A 14,171-nucleotide genomic window follows, 5' to 3' on the forward strand; every position below is an offset into this window, starting at 1 on the left:
GGTACGTCGTGTCCGATCTCAAGGTGCGGCCGGGGGCCGGGGGCGTTCCGGCGGCGGATCATGTGGTGGGTGCGGGCGGTGCTTCCGGGAGCCTGGCGCGGCTGGTTGTCCACAGGGCTGTGGATAACGTGCTCGATGTCGGGACGGGCTGCGGCGTCCAGGCGGTGCACGTGGCGGGCCGGAATCCGGGCGCGCGCATCACCGCGACGGACGTCAACCCGCGGGCTCTCGATCTTGCCGGGATGAGCGTCGCGCTGTCCGGTGCGCCGGAGGGTGAGGTCGAGTTCCTGGAGGGGGCGCTGCTGGAGCCCGTCCGGGGGCGGCGGTTCGATCTGATCGTGTCGAACCCGCCGTTCGTGGTGGCGCCGGAGGAGGGGCCGCGGTTCACCTACCGCGAGTCGGGGATGGCGGGGGACGACTTCTGCCGGCGGCTCGTCGGCGAGGCGGCGCGGTATCTGGAAGACGGCGGATACTGCCAGCTCCTGGCGAATTGGCTGCATATCGACGGGGTGCCGTGGGACGAGCGCGTCGGCGCGTGGGTGGACGGCTGCGACGCGTGGATCGTCCAGCGGGACGTCCAGGATCCGGCGGAGTACGCCGAGTTGTGGCTCCGGGATTCGTGTGAGGCCGGGACGCCCGAGTACCGGGCGCGGTACGACGCGTGGCTCGATCACTTCGAGCGGCGGGGCGTCGTCGGGGTCGGGTTCGGGTGGATCACGTTGCGGCGGAGCGAGCGTCCCGTGGTGCGGGTGGAGGAGCTGCGGCACGCCGTCGAGGAGCCCGTCGGCGCCTACGCGGGCGAGATCCTGGACGGGCTCCGGAAGGGTGCGGAGTTTTCCACAGCCTGTGGACATTTGCTCGCGGCGGCGGACGGGCTCGTCCAGGAACAGGTCGGCCCGCCCGGTGCCGAGGACCCGGAGCGGATCGTGCTGCGGCAGACCCGGCGGCTGCGCCGGGCGGCCGGGGTCGGGACGGTCGAGGCCGGTCTCGCCGGGGTCTGCGACGGCACGCTGCCCCTCGATCCGCTGCTCGGCGCCATCGCCCAGCTGACGGGGATGGACGCGGAGCAGGTCCGCGCGCACGCCGACGCGGTGCTGCCGGAGCTGATCGCTGACGGCTTCTTCATCTAGGCCGGACGACCGCCGACATCGCCGCGCCCAGGTCGCGGTGCCGCTGGATCAGCACGGAGAAGCCGATCGCCAGGTAGAGGCCCGACAGGACGAGCCGGGCGGTCTCGTCCGGCAGGACGAACTGCACCGCGAACAGCGCGAACAGCGCGGCGGCCTCCCACCGCTTGAAGACCAGGTCGATGAGGAGGGCGAGGCCGAGGACGGTCTGCGCGGCGGTCAGCAGCACCTCCTCGGTCTGGCGCGAGTCGAGCGGCAGTGACCAGGCGCCGCCGCCGAGCCGGTAGGCGAGCGGGAGGGTGCCGATCAGCAGCGTCCACTGGTTGACCTTGCTCGACAGCAGCGTCCCGATCGCGTCGGCGTCCCGCAGCCGCCACGCGAACATGACCGCGACGAGCAGTTCCGGGGCCTCGGACGCCAGCGGCGCGAGCCACTGGACCAGGAGGAACTCGTCGATGCCGAGGGCGGCGCCCGCGTCCACGAGCGCGTCGGCGAACGGCTTCGCCGACGCGAAGACGAGACCGGCGCCGAGGGCGAAGCCGGTCCAGGTCGCGAGGCGCCGGCGGCGGGCGGGCAGCGCGGCCAGCCGGGCGGGGACGCCCGCGAGCTCCTCGACGTCCTGGCCGCGGTCGCGCGCGATCCGGGCGAGGTAGAGGGCGTAGACGGCGATCAGCACGATCGCGATGTACCAGCCGATCTCGCCGACCAGCGCGGGGACGAAGCCGAGGACGCCCGCGAGCGCGAGGAAGCCCAGCTCGACGCGGTGGCGTTTCGTCAGCATGACGTCGCGGCGGCCGGTGCCGGGGGCCGCGTGCCGGCCCCGTCCGGAGACGCGGCGGACGCCGAGCGTGAACGCCAGCACCACCAGCGCCCAGCCGACGCCGACGAGCAGCCGGTTCGCGCCCGTCATGTTGGCGGCGGCATAGGCGGTGTACTGCGGCCGTGTTCCGGCGGCGTAGGCGTAGTACAGGTCGACCGCGTACTCGGGCAGCACCGCGATGAGGGCGAGGAGTGCCAGCGCGAGTGCCCCGGACATGTCGGCGCGCGCGGTCTCCGCGGCCCACATCAGCAGGACGGCCGCGGCCAGCACCCCGGCGCCGTACACGACCATGGCCGCGACCGCCGGCAGGTCGAACCCGCCGGCCCGGGTGACGGCGGCGGGGACGCCGAGGAGCAGCGCCAGCGCGATCCGGGTGAGCAGCGTCCTGCGGGTGATCAACTCGCCGGCCATACGGGCACGGTGCCCGCAGGCGTCCCGCCGATGCGCGCGGGCCGGGGAAAGGCCGGGCGGGACGCGGTCAGCGGCGGGCTTCGTCCAGGGTGCGGAAGGTGCTCGCGCGGAGGCGGCGGGACAGGTCGCGGTTGACGCGGTGCGCCCAGAACGGGCCGCCGTAGATCATCCCGGTGTAGCCCTGGACGAGGGTCGCGCCCGCGCGGACGCGTTCCCACACGTCGTCGGCCGACTCGACGCCGCCGACGGAGATGAGCGCGAGCCGTCCGCCGGTGCGGGCGCGCAGGCGGCGCAGGACGTCCAGCGAGCGCTCCTTCAGCGGCGCGCCGGACAGCCCGCCGGTCTCCTTGACCAGGGCGGGCGGGCTGAGCAGGGCGTCCCGGCCGATCGTGGTGTTGGTCGCGATGATGCCGTCCAGGCCGAGGTCGAGGGCGAGGTCGGCGACCGCGTCGACGTCGTCGTCCGCCAGGTCGGGGGCGATCTTGACCAGCAGCGGGACGCGGCGCGCGGACGCCCGGTCGGCGGCCTCCCGCACGGCCGTCAGCAGCGGGCGGAGGTGCTCGACGGCCTGGAGGTCGCGCAGGCCGGGCGTGTTGGGGGAGCTGACGTTGACGACCAGGTAGTCGGCGTAGGGGGCGAGCCGCTCGGTGCTGGCGACGTAGTCGGCGGCGGCGGACGCCTCGGGGACGACCTTCGTCTTGCCGATGTTGACGCCGACGATCGTGCCGGGGCGGCGGTCGCGCAGCCGCCGCGCGGCGGCCTCGGAGCCCGCGTTGTTGAAGCCCATCCGGTTGATGACCGCCCGGTCGGGCGGGAGCCGGAACAGCCGGGGGGCCGGGTTGCCGGGCTGCGGGCGGCCGGTGACCGTCCCGATCTCGACGTGGCCGAACCCGAACGCGCCGAGCGCCTCGTAGGCGACGGCGTCCTTGTCGAACCCGGCGGCGAGCCCGAGCGGGCTCGGGAAGTCCAGCCCGAGCGCGTGGACGGCGAGCGCCGGGTCGCGCGGGGCGAGCAGCCGCCGCAGCAGCGGCGCCAGCCCGGGCACGGCCTGGATCGCGCGCAGCCCCCGCAGCGTCAGGTGGTGCGCTGCCTCGGCCGGGACGCGGGTGATGACCACGGAGAACAGGAATCGATACATCGTGCTCGATTATCTCAGCCGCCTCCGGCGGGCCTGCGATCAGTGCCCGCGGAAGGTGCGGCGCAGGGCCAGGCGGACGTCCCGGGTCGCCTGCCGCATCGTCCGGCGGACGGACCGGGCGGGCTCCAGCACCGAGACCCGCCACGCCGCGGCGATGCCGTGCCCGATCGGCCGCAGCACGTTCGTCCCCACCCAGCGGGCCGGGACGACGACCACGACCCGCACCGGGAGCACGACGAACGTGCGCCAGAGCCAGCGCAGCAAGCGCGCCGCGAGCCGCCACGCGCCCACCGCCCCCGCGACGATCGGAGCGAGAACGTACCGCCACAGAGCCCGCGCCGGGATGACGAACAGCACCCGTCCCAGCCAGCCGAGGCACCGCCCGAGCGCCCGCCACGACCAGACCACCCCGGCCGCGAGGGCGCCGAGGACGAGGAGCGTCCCGCGTCCGAGCCAGGTGAGGCCGCTCCAGGCGACCCGGCACAGCCAGCCGAGGACGAGCAGCGGCGGGCGCAGGACGTACCGCCACAGCAGCGTCGCCGGCAGGACGATGAGCACGCCGATCAGCCACACCAGCGGACGCAGCAGGACGAGTTCCAGCAGCCGGCCGAGGCCGCGTCCGAGCATCGCGAAGAACCGGCCGACCGGGGCGATCAGCGCGCGGTAGAACCACCGGGCGAGCCGTCCCGACCCGCGGCCGAACCAGCGCAGGAACCCGAGGACCACCACGACGGCGAGCCACCGCAGCGGCCGCAGCAGGAGGAAGTCCAGCACGGCGGCGATGCCGCGGCCGATCGCGGCGGCCAGCCGGCCGAGCGGGGCGAGCAGCCACCGGTACAGCGTGCGCCCGGTGCCGCGCAGGCCGCGGCCGAGCAGTACGAACAGGTCGTGGACGAGCCGCAGCGGCAGCACGACGATCAGCGCGACGACACGGGCGGGGACGACGATCCAGGCAGGGCCCTGCCGCTCGGGTTCCGGACGTCTGCTGGTCGGCCGCTTGGTCAGGTCGATCGTGCCGCCCGCGGGTTCGTCTCCGGTCACCGCTGCCTTCCTTGTCGCCTTCGCCCTGCTTTGACCCGTCCGATGGGTCCGCGGTTCCCGGCTTGAACCCCTTCCGTGCGGTTCACCGTACTCCTCGTCGATCCGGGCGAGCGGCGCGGCGGCTCGCCCCGGATCGCGGGACGGGACCTGGACCGGAGCCGGGGCCCAGATGACCGGGAGGACAACGCCATGAGATTCCCACGCTGGGTGATCCCCCTAGCGGCCGCACTGACCGCGACGGGACTCGTCGTGAGCGCCTGCGGGCAGGAGCGCCCCGGCGGCGGGCAGAACACCGCCGCCGGCTCCCAGGCGCAGGCCGCGCCGGCCGCCCCGCCCGCGCCCGCCGCGGCGCCGACCGCGCTGGAGGTCGCGGGCGTCGCGAAGCTCGGCAAGGTCGTCACCGACGGGAACGGCATGACGCTGTACCGGTTCGACAACGACACCGCGCGCCCGCCCGCGTCCACCTGCGCTGACGCGTGCGCCCGCGCCTGGCCGCCGGCCGTCGCCGGCCAGGGCGACATCAAGGCGACCGGTGTGGAGCAGTCGCTCGTCGGCAAGGTCAAGCGGCCCGACGGCACCTGGCAGGTCACCCTCGCCGGATGGCCGCTGTACCGGTTCGCCAAGGACCAGGGCCCGGGCGACGTGAAGGGCCAGGGCGTGGGCGGCACCTGGTACGCCGCGGCCCCGACCGGCAAGAAGGCCGCTCCCGCCAAGACCGACAACCGCTGGAAGGGCTGGACGGTCGTCAAGGCGAAGAACGACCCGAAGCTCGGCCTGATCCTGACCGACGGCGACGGCCGGACGCTGTACCGCTACGACAGGGACACGAACAAGCCGCCGACCACCAACTGCTTCGGCGCCTGCAAGAAGGCGTGGCCCCCGGCCACCTTCAAGGGCTGGAAGAAGCTCAAGCTCGAAGGCGTCAGCAAGAAGGTCGTCGGCTTCATCGAACGCAAGGACGACGGCAAGTGCCAGCTCACCATCAACGGCTGGCCCATGTACTACTACGAGAAGGACGAGCAGCCCGGCGACACGAAGGGCCAGGGCGTCGGCGGGGTCTGGTGGGCGACCACCCCCACCGGTAAGAAGGCTGCAGGCGCCGCAGGAGGCGGCTACTGACGCGCCCCACGAGCGAAGGCGCGGAGGTCTCGCGGGTCGGTCGGGGTCCGCGAACCCTCCGCGCCTTCTCCCCATTCCGAATGGCCTCCATCTCCCACCGCGAACACCCTCGCTTCCGGGCGCGAGTAGGGAGATAATAGAACTATAACCCGACAGATAGCTTGCAGTAGATATCAGTCTGTCAGGTGGCAGATCGCCAGGCGTCTCATTGTTCTGGTGCGGCTACCAGCGGCCTCTCCGAGTCATTTGCTGTAATACACGCAGCCTGCCTGCTGGCTCTGCGAAGCGTGGCCAAATGACATATGTCAGTGTGCTCCCTGCCGTCCTCCAGGTGGCTGCAAAAAGGCCCGGCGAAGTGCGATTCTTGAGCCGAGGCCAACCAGAGTCGCACCAGGGCCAGATGGGGGCGAGGGCACATATGACGATCACTCCAGCACCGCCGGCCGAGTCGGGTTCCGCCGCACGGCTGCTCTTCCGATTCCTGCTCGCGATAGACATCCAGGGGTACAGCGCCCGGCCGCCCCGCCTCCAGTTGCAGGCACAGCAGGTCCTGCAGGAGTCGATCGAGGCCGCCGCCGCGGCGGCCGGCCTGGACAGGGGCCAGTGGCTGCAGCAGGTCAGCGGCGACGGAGAACTGGCGGTACTGCCGGGGGACGCGGACATCGTCACGGTCATCGGCGTGTTCGCCCCCGCCCTCGAACGCGCGCTCGCGGAGGCCAACCGCCGGGCGTCCCGGCATCCCCGGGTGCGTGTCCGGCTCTCCTTCCACCACGGAGCACTGATCATGGGATGGCCGGCCTCGCTCGGGCCGGCCGGGGACGCGCCGGTGGTCGTGAGCCGGCTCGTCGACGCCCGCCCGCTCCGCCGGCACCTGGACTGCCGGCCGGAACGCAACGTCGCTCTGATCGTCTCGGACCAGGTCTTCCGCGAAGTGGTCTGCAGCGGCTTCTGCGCGCTGTCGCCGCGGCATTTCCAACCGACCCGGACGACGGTCAAGGGGATGGTCTACACCGGGTACATCTACGACCCCGACCGGGCGGAGACCGCGGCGAGCGACAGGGAGAAGCCCCGCTGACCCGATGGGGGCCGCGGACTCGTAACCGATCAGGTCGTAAATGCGGCGGCAGCACTTTCAGGTAGCCGCTCCGCCAAGTGCGTTCACGCACCGCCTTGCCCAATTGTGCGAGTTCGTCGAGGCGACCGCTCTCGATGGCGTAGAGCGAGAGTATCGCCTTGAGGTCGGTGGTCGAGAAATTGACCGCGCCGCACTCGATGCGAATGACTTGCGAAAGGGGCCAGTCGAGGTTTTTGCTGACCTGCTCCGGGTGAGAGCGGCTTCGTCCCTGGCCCTGCGAAGCTCGGCACGCAGGCGCTGCCGCCGCACCGTGGGACGGTCTGCCGCAGGCACCGGCCGCGGCCCGCCCCGGTTCGTGTGGCGCTTCCGAACGTGGTTTTGCCCCTTGGTGAAGAGACACTCGCTCGGTGGTGAAGGGCGTGTGGCCTGAGAGGCGTTGCTCCTGCTCAAGCAGAAGGCGGCACCATCGGCACCCGTGAGGCTGACCCGCCGTGGTGGGACATATTGACAGGGGCAGTCGATCTTTCTGGCACGATCGGGGGCATGTACGAGCAATTCGCCCGCGAGTATGCGGCCCATGCCGAGAACAGTGCCTACAACGCCCTCTACGACCGTCCGGCCGTGCTGGGTCTTGCCGGTGACGTCGGCGGGCTGGCGGTCTTCGACGCCGCTTGCGGCCCCGGCCTGTACGCCGCCGAGCTGCTGGAGCGCGGGGCTCGCGTCGCCGGCTGCGATGCGAGCCCCACCTTCGTCGACATGGCCCGCGCGCGCACCGGGGGCCGCGCCGACCTGCGCGTCCACGACCTGTCCCAGCCACTGACGTGGGTCGAGGACGACGCGTACGACCTCGTCGTCCTCGCTTTGGCCGTGCACTACATCGACGACCGTGTGGCGCTGCTGTCGGAACTGCGCCGGATCCTGAAGCCCAGCGGTGCCCTCGTCCTCTCCACCGAGCACCCGACCATGGCATGGATGCGGCTCGGCGGCTCCTATTTCACGGAGGAGCCGGTCGAGGAGTCCCTGAGCGGTGACCGGGACTGGCCGATCCGGGCCTGGCGCCGCCCCCTGACGTCGATCTGCGCCGAATTCCGCGCGGCCGGCTTCCTCATCGAGGAGTTGCTGGAGCCGCGTCCCGTCCCCGAAATGGCCGAGCGCTACCCGGAGGACTACGCCCACCTGGAGGCTCTCCCGGCTTTCATCGCCTTCCGGCTCGTGCCCGCACCGTCGCGGTGACGCGGCGGGGCCGATAATCGCGTGGCGGCACGGGCGGCGCCGGAGCTAGCGTCCGCCGTATGGCCGACTCATCCCCGGTGCCCGAACCGCCGGACACGCTGACCGACACCCGCGAACTCCTGCTCGGCTACCTCGACCACTACCGGTCCGCGCTGCTGCGGAAACTCGACGGCATGCCCGAGGACGACCTGCGCACGAGCAGGCTCCCGTCCGGCTGGACGCCGCTCGGGCTGCTCAAGCACCTGGCCTATGTCGAGCGGCGCTGGTTCCGCTGGGGCTTCGCCGCCGAGCGGGTGGACGACGTCGACGGCGACCGCGACCCCGGCAGCGGTCGCTGGCACGTCGGCCCGGAGGAGTCGGTGGACGGTCTCAAGCGGCTCTTCCTGGACGAATGCGCACGGTCGCGCGAGATCGTGGCGGGCGCCGACCTGCAGGACCCGGCGCGTACGGGCGGCGGGTTCGGGCCGTCCGAGCACCGGCCGGCACTGGTCTGGATCTTGTTCCACGTGCTGCAGGAGTACGCCCGGCATGTCGGGCACCTCGACATCGTCCGGGAACTGGCCGACGGCGTGACCGGCGAATAGGCGCGGGGCCGTCGGGCGAGTGGGCGCGGGGCCGTCAGGTGAGCTTCTTCACGAGGAGTTCGAACTCCAGGTCGTCGCGTTTGGGCAGGCCGAAGCGCTCGTCGCCGTAGGGGAAGGGGCTCGTCTCGCCGGTCCGGGCGTAGCCGCGGCGGACGTACCAGGCGATCAGCTCCTCGCGGGCGCTGATCACCGTCATGTGCATCTCGGTCGCGTCCCACTCCTCGCGCGCCACGCGCTCGGCCTCGGCGAGGACCTGCTTGCCGAGGCCGCCGCCCTGGCGGGACGGGGCGACGGCGAACATGCCGAAGTAGGCGTGGCCGCCCCGGTTCTCCAACTGGCAGCACGCCATCAGGGCGCCGCCGGTCTCGGCGACGAGCATGCGCGAGCCGGGGCTGGTCAGGACGTCCGTGACGGCCTCGGCGTCGGTGCGCTGACCGCCGAGGAGGTCGGCCTCGGTCGTCCAGCCGGCGCGGCTGGCGTCGCCGCGGTAGGCGCTCTCGATCAGTGCGACGAGGGCGGGGACGTCGGCCGGGTCGGCCGTGCGAAATGTCGTGTCCATCGGGCGGAACTCTAGCCGGGGCGGCCTACTGGTCGACGCGGCAGTCCGGGCCGATCGGGCGGGTGATCGACCAGTAGCGGTGGAAGTGGCATTTCGACATCTTCCAGCGACCGTCCTCGATGACGTATTCGTCGTCGTACTCGCCTGTCGCCACGGTCTCGGTGTTGTCGAACAGGTTCACCTGGCGGAACTTCAGCGTCCAGCGGCCGGACGCGCTCGTTTCGCTGTGCACGGTGATGTCCGGGTGCAGCGCGTGGTGCATGTCGAGGATCGCGTTCCGGCCGTCGATCTTCTGCAGCGCGATCCGCTCGAAGACCTGGGCGATGCCGTCCGCGTCGTCGAAGGCGCCGAGCCGGCCGTAGTCGATCGAGGCGCCGGACGCGATGAAGCACGCGCGGAACTCCGCGGGGTCCTTGGCGTCGCAGGCGCGCAGGTAGCGGTGCTTGAGGGCCTTGATGGCCTCGACGGCCTCCAGCCGCGCGACGCGCGCGGCGAGGTCGGGGCTCGGTGGCTGCGGCATGGTGGCTCGACTTTCGCCGACGGCCGGCGGTCCGTCCAGTCCCCTGTCCCGGTGAACGGGAGGGGAGCGGACCGCGGCGGGACGGGCGCCGAGGATCGTCGGCATGAGCCTTGGCGAGGAGGACGTCCGGCACCGCGTGCTCGACGTCGGCGACATCGCGCTTCACGTGGCCGAGTCGGGTGAGGAGCAGGGGCTTCCCGTGGTGATGTGCCACGGCTTCCCCGGCCTCTGGTACAGCTGGCGCCACCAGTTGCCGGTGCTGGCGGCGGCCGGGTACCGGGCCATCGCGGTCGACATGCGCGGTTACGGACGCAGCGGCCGTCCCGCCTCGCCGGAGCAGTACGACCGGAGCCGCACCGTCGCGGACATGGTCGGGCTCTTGGATGGCCTAGGCATCGATGAGGCCGTCTTCGTCGGACATGACTTCGGAGCCGCTCTCGTCTGGGACCTGCCTCAATGGGCCCCTGGACGAGTCAAGGCGCTGATGCAGCTGAGCGTGCCGCGCATGCCGGTTTCCAGCCGTCCGCCCACCGAGCTTTACGCGCGGATGGCCGAACAGCACTTCGTCCACGTGCACTACTTCCAGGAGGAGGGGCCTGCCGACCGGGAGTTGGTGGCCGAGCCAGAGCGCTTCCTGGCGAACGTGTTCTGGGCGCTCAGCGGCGGTTACCGGTACCTCGACATTTGGCAGCACCCCAGCGAAGGCAACGGCTACCTGGACGTACTACCGGAAGCCCCGCCTCTGCCCTGGCCGTGGCTGTCGCAGGAGGAGTTCGCCTACTACGTCGACGAGTTCCGCCGGACGGGGTTCACCGGCGGCCTCAACTGGTACCGGGCCTACGACCATGTGTGGAGAGAGAAGCAGGATCGTCCGGACGAGCCCGTCGCCGTCCCGACGATGTTCCTTGTGGGCGAGCGTGACCCCGTCCTGCAGATGATGGGGTCGAATGCTCTGAAGCAGATGGAGAGCCTGGTGCCGGGCTTGCGCGACGTCCACACCGTTGAAGGAGCGGGACACTTTGTGCAGACGGAGGCCCCGGCGAAGGTCAACGAAGCGATGCTCGCCTTCCTAGCGCGCCTCGGCTGACCGACGGCGTCAGCGGCCCAGATCCCCACCGCCACCGCCAACGCCGCCGGGCCGGTGGTGTGTCAGCAGGTGCCCTCGTCCACGGACGTGCTGATCGAATGGCTCCAGGGGTCGGACCCGCCCAGCCTCAGTTTGTTGTCGACCGTGACGGTGAGGCAGACGGGGTTCTTGCCCTTGCGATTCGTCAGCTCGTACTTGCCGCTGCCGGCGCGCCGGATCCTCACGTTGCCGTTTCCCTCCTCCTGCACGGCATCGAAGACGTCGCTCCCCGCTCGGTAGCTGGAACCGAGCCCCGTCCCCGACCCCCGGTCCAGCTCCGAGGCCGCCGCGTATGCGACCGACCTCACCTGCGCGGTGGAGTAGTCGAGCGAACTGTCCGCCGCCTTGAAGACGAACCCCATGACCACGAAAACCACGGCGCCGATCACCAGCGAGGCCCGGCGCATGGCGAACGCCGACTCGGAAGGCTCGTTGGCCTCCGGGTTCCGGTACTGCCAGGCGCCGGTCTTCCAGTAGAGCTTCCGCTGGTCCACGCACGCGAGGAGCAGGCAGCAGGCCGCCAAGACGAACATGAGGGCGATCAGAGCTGTCATGGGAGTCCTTCCCTGGCGCGGGCGGTTCACCATCGGACTCGCCGGAACGCGATTCGGTTCATCCGAAAGCCGGCCGCCGTGCCCGCCCTCGTGCCCGCCGCAGCACCCCCGAGCCCCGGCGCCGGAGGGTTAGCGCAGGTCGGCGGGGTAGCAACAGCACAACGACCGGTCCATCCGGAAGCGGGGGAAGCCCGATATGAACCAGCGAGCCAGTGGCCAGGACGCCGAAGCGGACATGCGGCGGCGCATCCACCGGGTCGGCACCGGGGCGAGCGACGCCCCCGGACACCTCGACGCGGACGAGGGCCCGAGCACCCACGACGCCGAGCAGGACATCGAGGGCCGCATCGAGCGCCGGGGGACGGGCGCGAGCGACAGGCCGGGACGCGCGGACTAGCCGCCCGGCCGGGTCACGCCAGCAGGATCTCCAGCGTGCGTTCGTACAGGTCGGAGCCGTCCTCACCGGGCATGAGGTAGCCGCCGACCCAGGAGCGCAGCATCAGCCGGGCGCGCAGCCGCGCCTCCTCGGCGCCGAAGCCGAGATCGTCCAGGCAGGCGGCGATGTGCCCGAGCAGGGCCCGGTCGGCGTGCCGCACCGCCTCCTCCGCCGCGGGCTCGTGCTGCGCCCACAACCGCATGGCGCGGTCGATCGGGGCGACCTCCCGGCCGAGCGCCTGGATGCGGCGCAACCGCTCGCGCGGGTCGGCGGTGCTGCCGAGGGAGAGGCCGAGCACCTCGTCCGTCCGCTCGTGCGCCCACCGGTCGAGCAGCGCCCGCATCAGCTCGGGACGGTCGGTGAAGTGCCAGTAGAAGCTGCCCTTGGTGACGCCGAGCCGGGCCGCGAGCGCGTTGATCGTCACGCCGCGCTCGCCGGCGCGGGCCAGCTCCTGGTAGGCGGCCTCGATCCAGTCCCGCCGCGCCATTCTCGTCCGCGCCGTGCTCGTCCGCGCCGTGCTCGTCCGGGTTGTCCTTGTCCGGGTTGTCCTCGTCCGGGGCGTCATGCCCGGCTCACCGGGGGACGTCATGCCCGCGCCCGCCGCCGGTCAGACGAGGACGACCGGGCCGGGGTCGAGGCCCAGCCCGATCCTGCCGTAGAGCGCGTAGGCCGCGTCCGGGTCGAACACCACATGCCCGGAGATCGTATTCACATCGCGCTGCGCCCGCTGGAACGGGGAGGACGTGAACTGCGCGCTCGCCCCCGCCGCGGAGCACAGCTCGTTCACGACCCGCCGCGCGGTCACCGCCACGTGCGCCGCGACCAGCCGGGCCCGCGCCCGCTCCGTCATGTCGAGGGGACGGCCCTCGGCGATGGCGGCGGTCACGTCGCCCAGCGCGCCGTCCAGCAGGAGGCGGGCGGCTGCCAGGTCCGCGGTCGCCGCGGCGAACCGGATCTGCCCGCTCATCAGGTCGCGCTGCCGCTGGCCGCTGTAGGCCATCACGCGGGTCGACATCCGCTCGGTGAACCGCGCGAGGACGCCCTCGGCCGCGCCGAGCACGGGCGCCGCGCCGGTCAGCGCGAACACCGGCACCAGCGGCGTCCGGTAGAGCGGCCCCGGGTGGACGCGCGACCCGGGCGACCGGCCCTCGGCCAGTTCCAGCATCGGCACCGAGCGGTGCGCGGGGACGAACACGTCCGCCACCTCGATGTCGTTGCTGCCCGTGCCCCGCATGCCGCTGGTGTGCCAGACGTCGTGGACGGTCACGTCCGCGCGGGGGATCAGGAACAGCCGGGGCTCGATCGCGTCGTCCACCGTGACCAGCGCCATCACCATCACGTGGTCGGCGTGCATGACGCCGCTGCCCCATCCCCAGCGGCCGGTGATGGTGTGGCCGCCGTCCACGGGCTCCGCGGTGCCGGACGGCGACAGGGCGCACGGGATCAGCGCGTACGGCCGCTCCGCCCACACCTCGGCCTGGGCCTGCTCGGGGAACAGCCCGACCATCCAGTTGTGCAGCGTGTAGATCACCGAGAGCCATCCGGTGGACGCGCACGCCGCCCCCGCCTCCCGGCACGCCGCCGCCATCGCCTCGAACCCCAGCTCGGCCCCGCCGAACCGCTTCGGGACCAGCATCCCGAACAGCCCGGTCGCGGCGAGGTCCGCGATGGTCCCGTCCGGCAGCCGCCGCGCCGCCTCGGCGGCCTCCGCGCGCTCCGCCAGGAGCGGCGCCAGTTCCCTGACGCGCTGCACGATCTCGTCTCCGTACTCCATGGTACGGAGACCATACTCATAAGTATGGTCCAGCGATAGGGGCTTCCTCCGAATTCTGTCGGGGACGGTGAGTAACGTTGCGGCTACCTGTTGTATCGGAGGTGTCAGCGCATGACCCCATCACCCGTCGAAGACCTCGCCTCGCTGCTGGCGGCGGCCGGCGACTTGGTCGCCGGCGTCCGTGACGACCAATGGAACGACCCGACTCCCTGCACCGACTGGGACGTCCGCGACGTGGTCAACCACCTGGTCATCGGCGACCGCGTGTTCACCGCGACCCTGCGCGGTGAGGAACCTCCGGCGCCGGGCGCCCGCGATCCGAAGTTCAACGACGCCCTCGGCGACGACGCCGCCGCGGCCCAGCGGAAGGGCGCCCGTGAACTGATCGCCGAACTCGCCCGGCCGGGCGTGCTGGAGCAGACCTTCCAGAGCCCGATCGGCCCGATCCCGGGCAGCGCCGCCGCGCGCCTGCGCGCCACCGAGGCCGTCGTCCACGGCTGGGACATCGCCCAGGCCACCGGCCAGGACCCCCGTTTCCCGGACGGCATCGTCGAACGGATCCTGGAGTTCACCCGCGCCCGACTCGCCGACGTCCCACCCGACCGCACCCCATTCGGCCCGCCGCAACCGGCCCCGGAGGACACCCTCGCCTCC

The 14,171-nt window shown here is 72.1% G+C and carries 16 protein-coding genes; 8 read left to right on the top strand and 8 right to left on the bottom strand.

Going from position 1 to position 14,171, the window contains the following annotated elements; all coding sequences use genetic code 11:
- Window positions 1-65 precede the first annotated feature (65 nt).
- On the top strand, window positions 66-1,130 hold the full coding sequence (locus tag ETD96_RS28320; protein WP_274704648.1) for a methyltransferase: 1,065 nt from the start codon (window positions 66-68) through the stop codon (window positions 1,128-1,130).
- Here the strand turns inward: ETD96_RS28320 and ETD96_RS28325 are convergent.
- The 3 genes from ETD96_RS28325 to ETD96_RS28335 form a co-directional block, all read right to left on the bottom strand.
- Window positions 1,123-2,358 (bottom strand): sodium:proton exchanger, encoded by a 1,236-nt coding sequence (locus tag ETD96_RS28325; RefSeq protein WP_138639547.1) that lies wholly within the window; start codon window positions 2,356-2,358, stop codon window positions 1,123-1,125. The two genes, ETD96_RS28320 and ETD96_RS28325, sit on opposite strands and share 8 nt — an antisense overlap.
- Before the next feature lie 67 nt (window positions 2,359-2,425).
- A complete protein-coding gene (locus tag ETD96_RS28330; protein ID WP_138639548.1) occupies window positions 2,426-3,496 on the bottom strand; it encodes a quinone-dependent dihydroorotate dehydrogenase in 1,071 nt (356 codons plus the stop codon).
- A gap of 39 nt (window positions 3,497-3,535) precedes the next feature.
- On the bottom strand, window positions 3,536-4,537 hold the full coding sequence (locus ETD96_RS28335) for a hypothetical protein (RefSeq protein ID WP_138639549.1): 1,002 nt from the start codon (window positions 4,535-4,537) through the stop codon (window positions 3,536-3,538).
- A gap of 189 nt (window positions 4,538-4,726) precedes the next feature.
- Here ETD96_RS28335 and ETD96_RS28340 point away from each other — a divergent pair, with 189 nt between their 5' ends.
- From ETD96_RS28340 to ETD96_RS28355, 4 genes are all read left to right on the top strand, one after another.
- On the top strand, window positions 4,727-5,656 hold the full coding sequence (locus tag ETD96_RS28340; protein WP_138639550.1) for a hypothetical protein: 930 nt from the start codon (window positions 4,727-4,729) through the stop codon (window positions 5,654-5,656).
- Window positions 5,657-6,074: 418 nt separating this feature from the next.
- Window positions 6,075-6,731, top strand: a complete 657-nt coding sequence (locus ETD96_RS28345; RefSeq protein ID WP_138639551.1) for a hypothetical protein — start codon at window positions 6,075-6,077, stop codon at window positions 6,729-6,731.
- 543 nt (window positions 6,732-7,274) lie between these two features.
- Window positions 7,275-7,964, top strand: a complete 690-nt coding sequence (locus ETD96_RS28350; RefSeq protein ID WP_138639552.1) for a class I SAM-dependent methyltransferase — start codon at window positions 7,275-7,277, stop codon at window positions 7,962-7,964.
- Window positions 7,965-8,023: 59 nt separating this feature from the next.
- Complete coding sequence (locus tag ETD96_RS28355) at window positions 8,024-8,548, top strand: DinB family protein (protein ID WP_138639553.1); 525 nt, start codon at window positions 8,024-8,026, stop codon at window positions 8,546-8,548.
- Window positions 8,549-8,582: 34 nt separating this feature from the next.
- Here ETD96_RS28355 and ETD96_RS28360 read toward each other — a convergent pair whose 3' ends face one another.
- Together ETD96_RS28360 and ETD96_RS28365 are read right to left on the bottom strand one after the other, a co-directional pair.
- Window positions 8,583-9,107: a GNAT family N-acetyltransferase gene (locus ETD96_RS28360; RefSeq protein ID WP_138639554.1), complete on the bottom strand. Its 525-nt coding sequence runs from the start codon at window positions 9,105-9,107 to the stop codon at window positions 8,583-8,585.
- 25 nt (window positions 9,108-9,132) lie between these two features.
- Complete coding sequence (locus ETD96_RS28365; RefSeq protein WP_138639555.1) at window positions 9,133-9,627, bottom strand: nuclear transport factor 2 family protein; 495 nt, start codon at window positions 9,625-9,627, stop codon at window positions 9,133-9,135.
- 103 nt (window positions 9,628-9,730) lie between these two features.
- Here ETD96_RS28365 and ETD96_RS28370 point away from each other — a divergent pair, with 103 nt between their 5' ends.
- A complete protein-coding gene (locus tag ETD96_RS28370; RefSeq protein WP_138639556.1) occupies window positions 9,731-10,714 on the top strand; it encodes an alpha/beta fold hydrolase in 984 nt (327 codons plus the stop codon).
- A gap of 62 nt (window positions 10,715-10,776) precedes the next feature.
- Here ETD96_RS28370 and ETD96_RS28375 read toward each other — a convergent pair whose 3' ends face one another.
- Window positions 10,777-11,307 carry a DUF6199 family natural product biosynthesis protein gene (locus ETD96_RS28375; protein WP_138639557.1) on the bottom strand — a complete coding sequence of 177 codons (531 nt, stop codon included), beginning with the start codon at window positions 11,305-11,307 and terminating at the stop codon, window positions 10,777-10,779.
- 196 nt (window positions 11,308-11,503) lie between these two features.
- Here ETD96_RS28375 and ETD96_RS28380 point away from each other — a divergent pair, with 196 nt between their 5' ends.
- Complete coding sequence (locus ETD96_RS28380) at window positions 11,504-11,704, top strand: hypothetical protein (protein WP_138639558.1); 201 nt, start codon at window positions 11,504-11,506, stop codon at window positions 11,702-11,704.
- Window positions 11,705-11,717: 13 nt separating this feature from the next.
- Here ETD96_RS28380 and ETD96_RS28385 read toward each other — a convergent pair whose 3' ends face one another.
- Window positions 11,718-12,230: a TetR/AcrR family transcriptional regulator gene (locus tag ETD96_RS28385; RefSeq protein ID WP_171069275.1), complete on the bottom strand. Its 513-nt coding sequence runs from the start codon at window positions 12,228-12,230 to the stop codon at window positions 11,718-11,720.
- Window positions 12,231-12,350: 120 nt separating this feature from the next.
- Window positions 12,351-13,517, bottom strand: coding sequence for an acyl-CoA dehydrogenase family protein (locus ETD96_RS28390; protein ID WP_138639560.1), 1,167 nt, complete (start codon window positions 13,515-13,517; stop codon window positions 12,351-12,353).
- Between the two features lie 111 nt (window positions 13,518-13,628).
- Between ETD96_RS28390 and ETD96_RS28395 the strand changes: the two genes are divergently transcribed.
- Window positions 13,629-14,171 (top strand): TIGR03086 family metal-binding protein (locus ETD96_RS28395; protein WP_138639561.1); only part of this gene is annotated, 543 nt, incomplete at its 3' end.

Source organism: Actinomadura geliboluensis (assembly GCF_005889745.1).
Lineage (GTDB): Bacteria > Actinomycetota > Actinomycetes > Streptosporangiales > Streptosporangiaceae > Spirillospora > Spirillospora geliboluensis.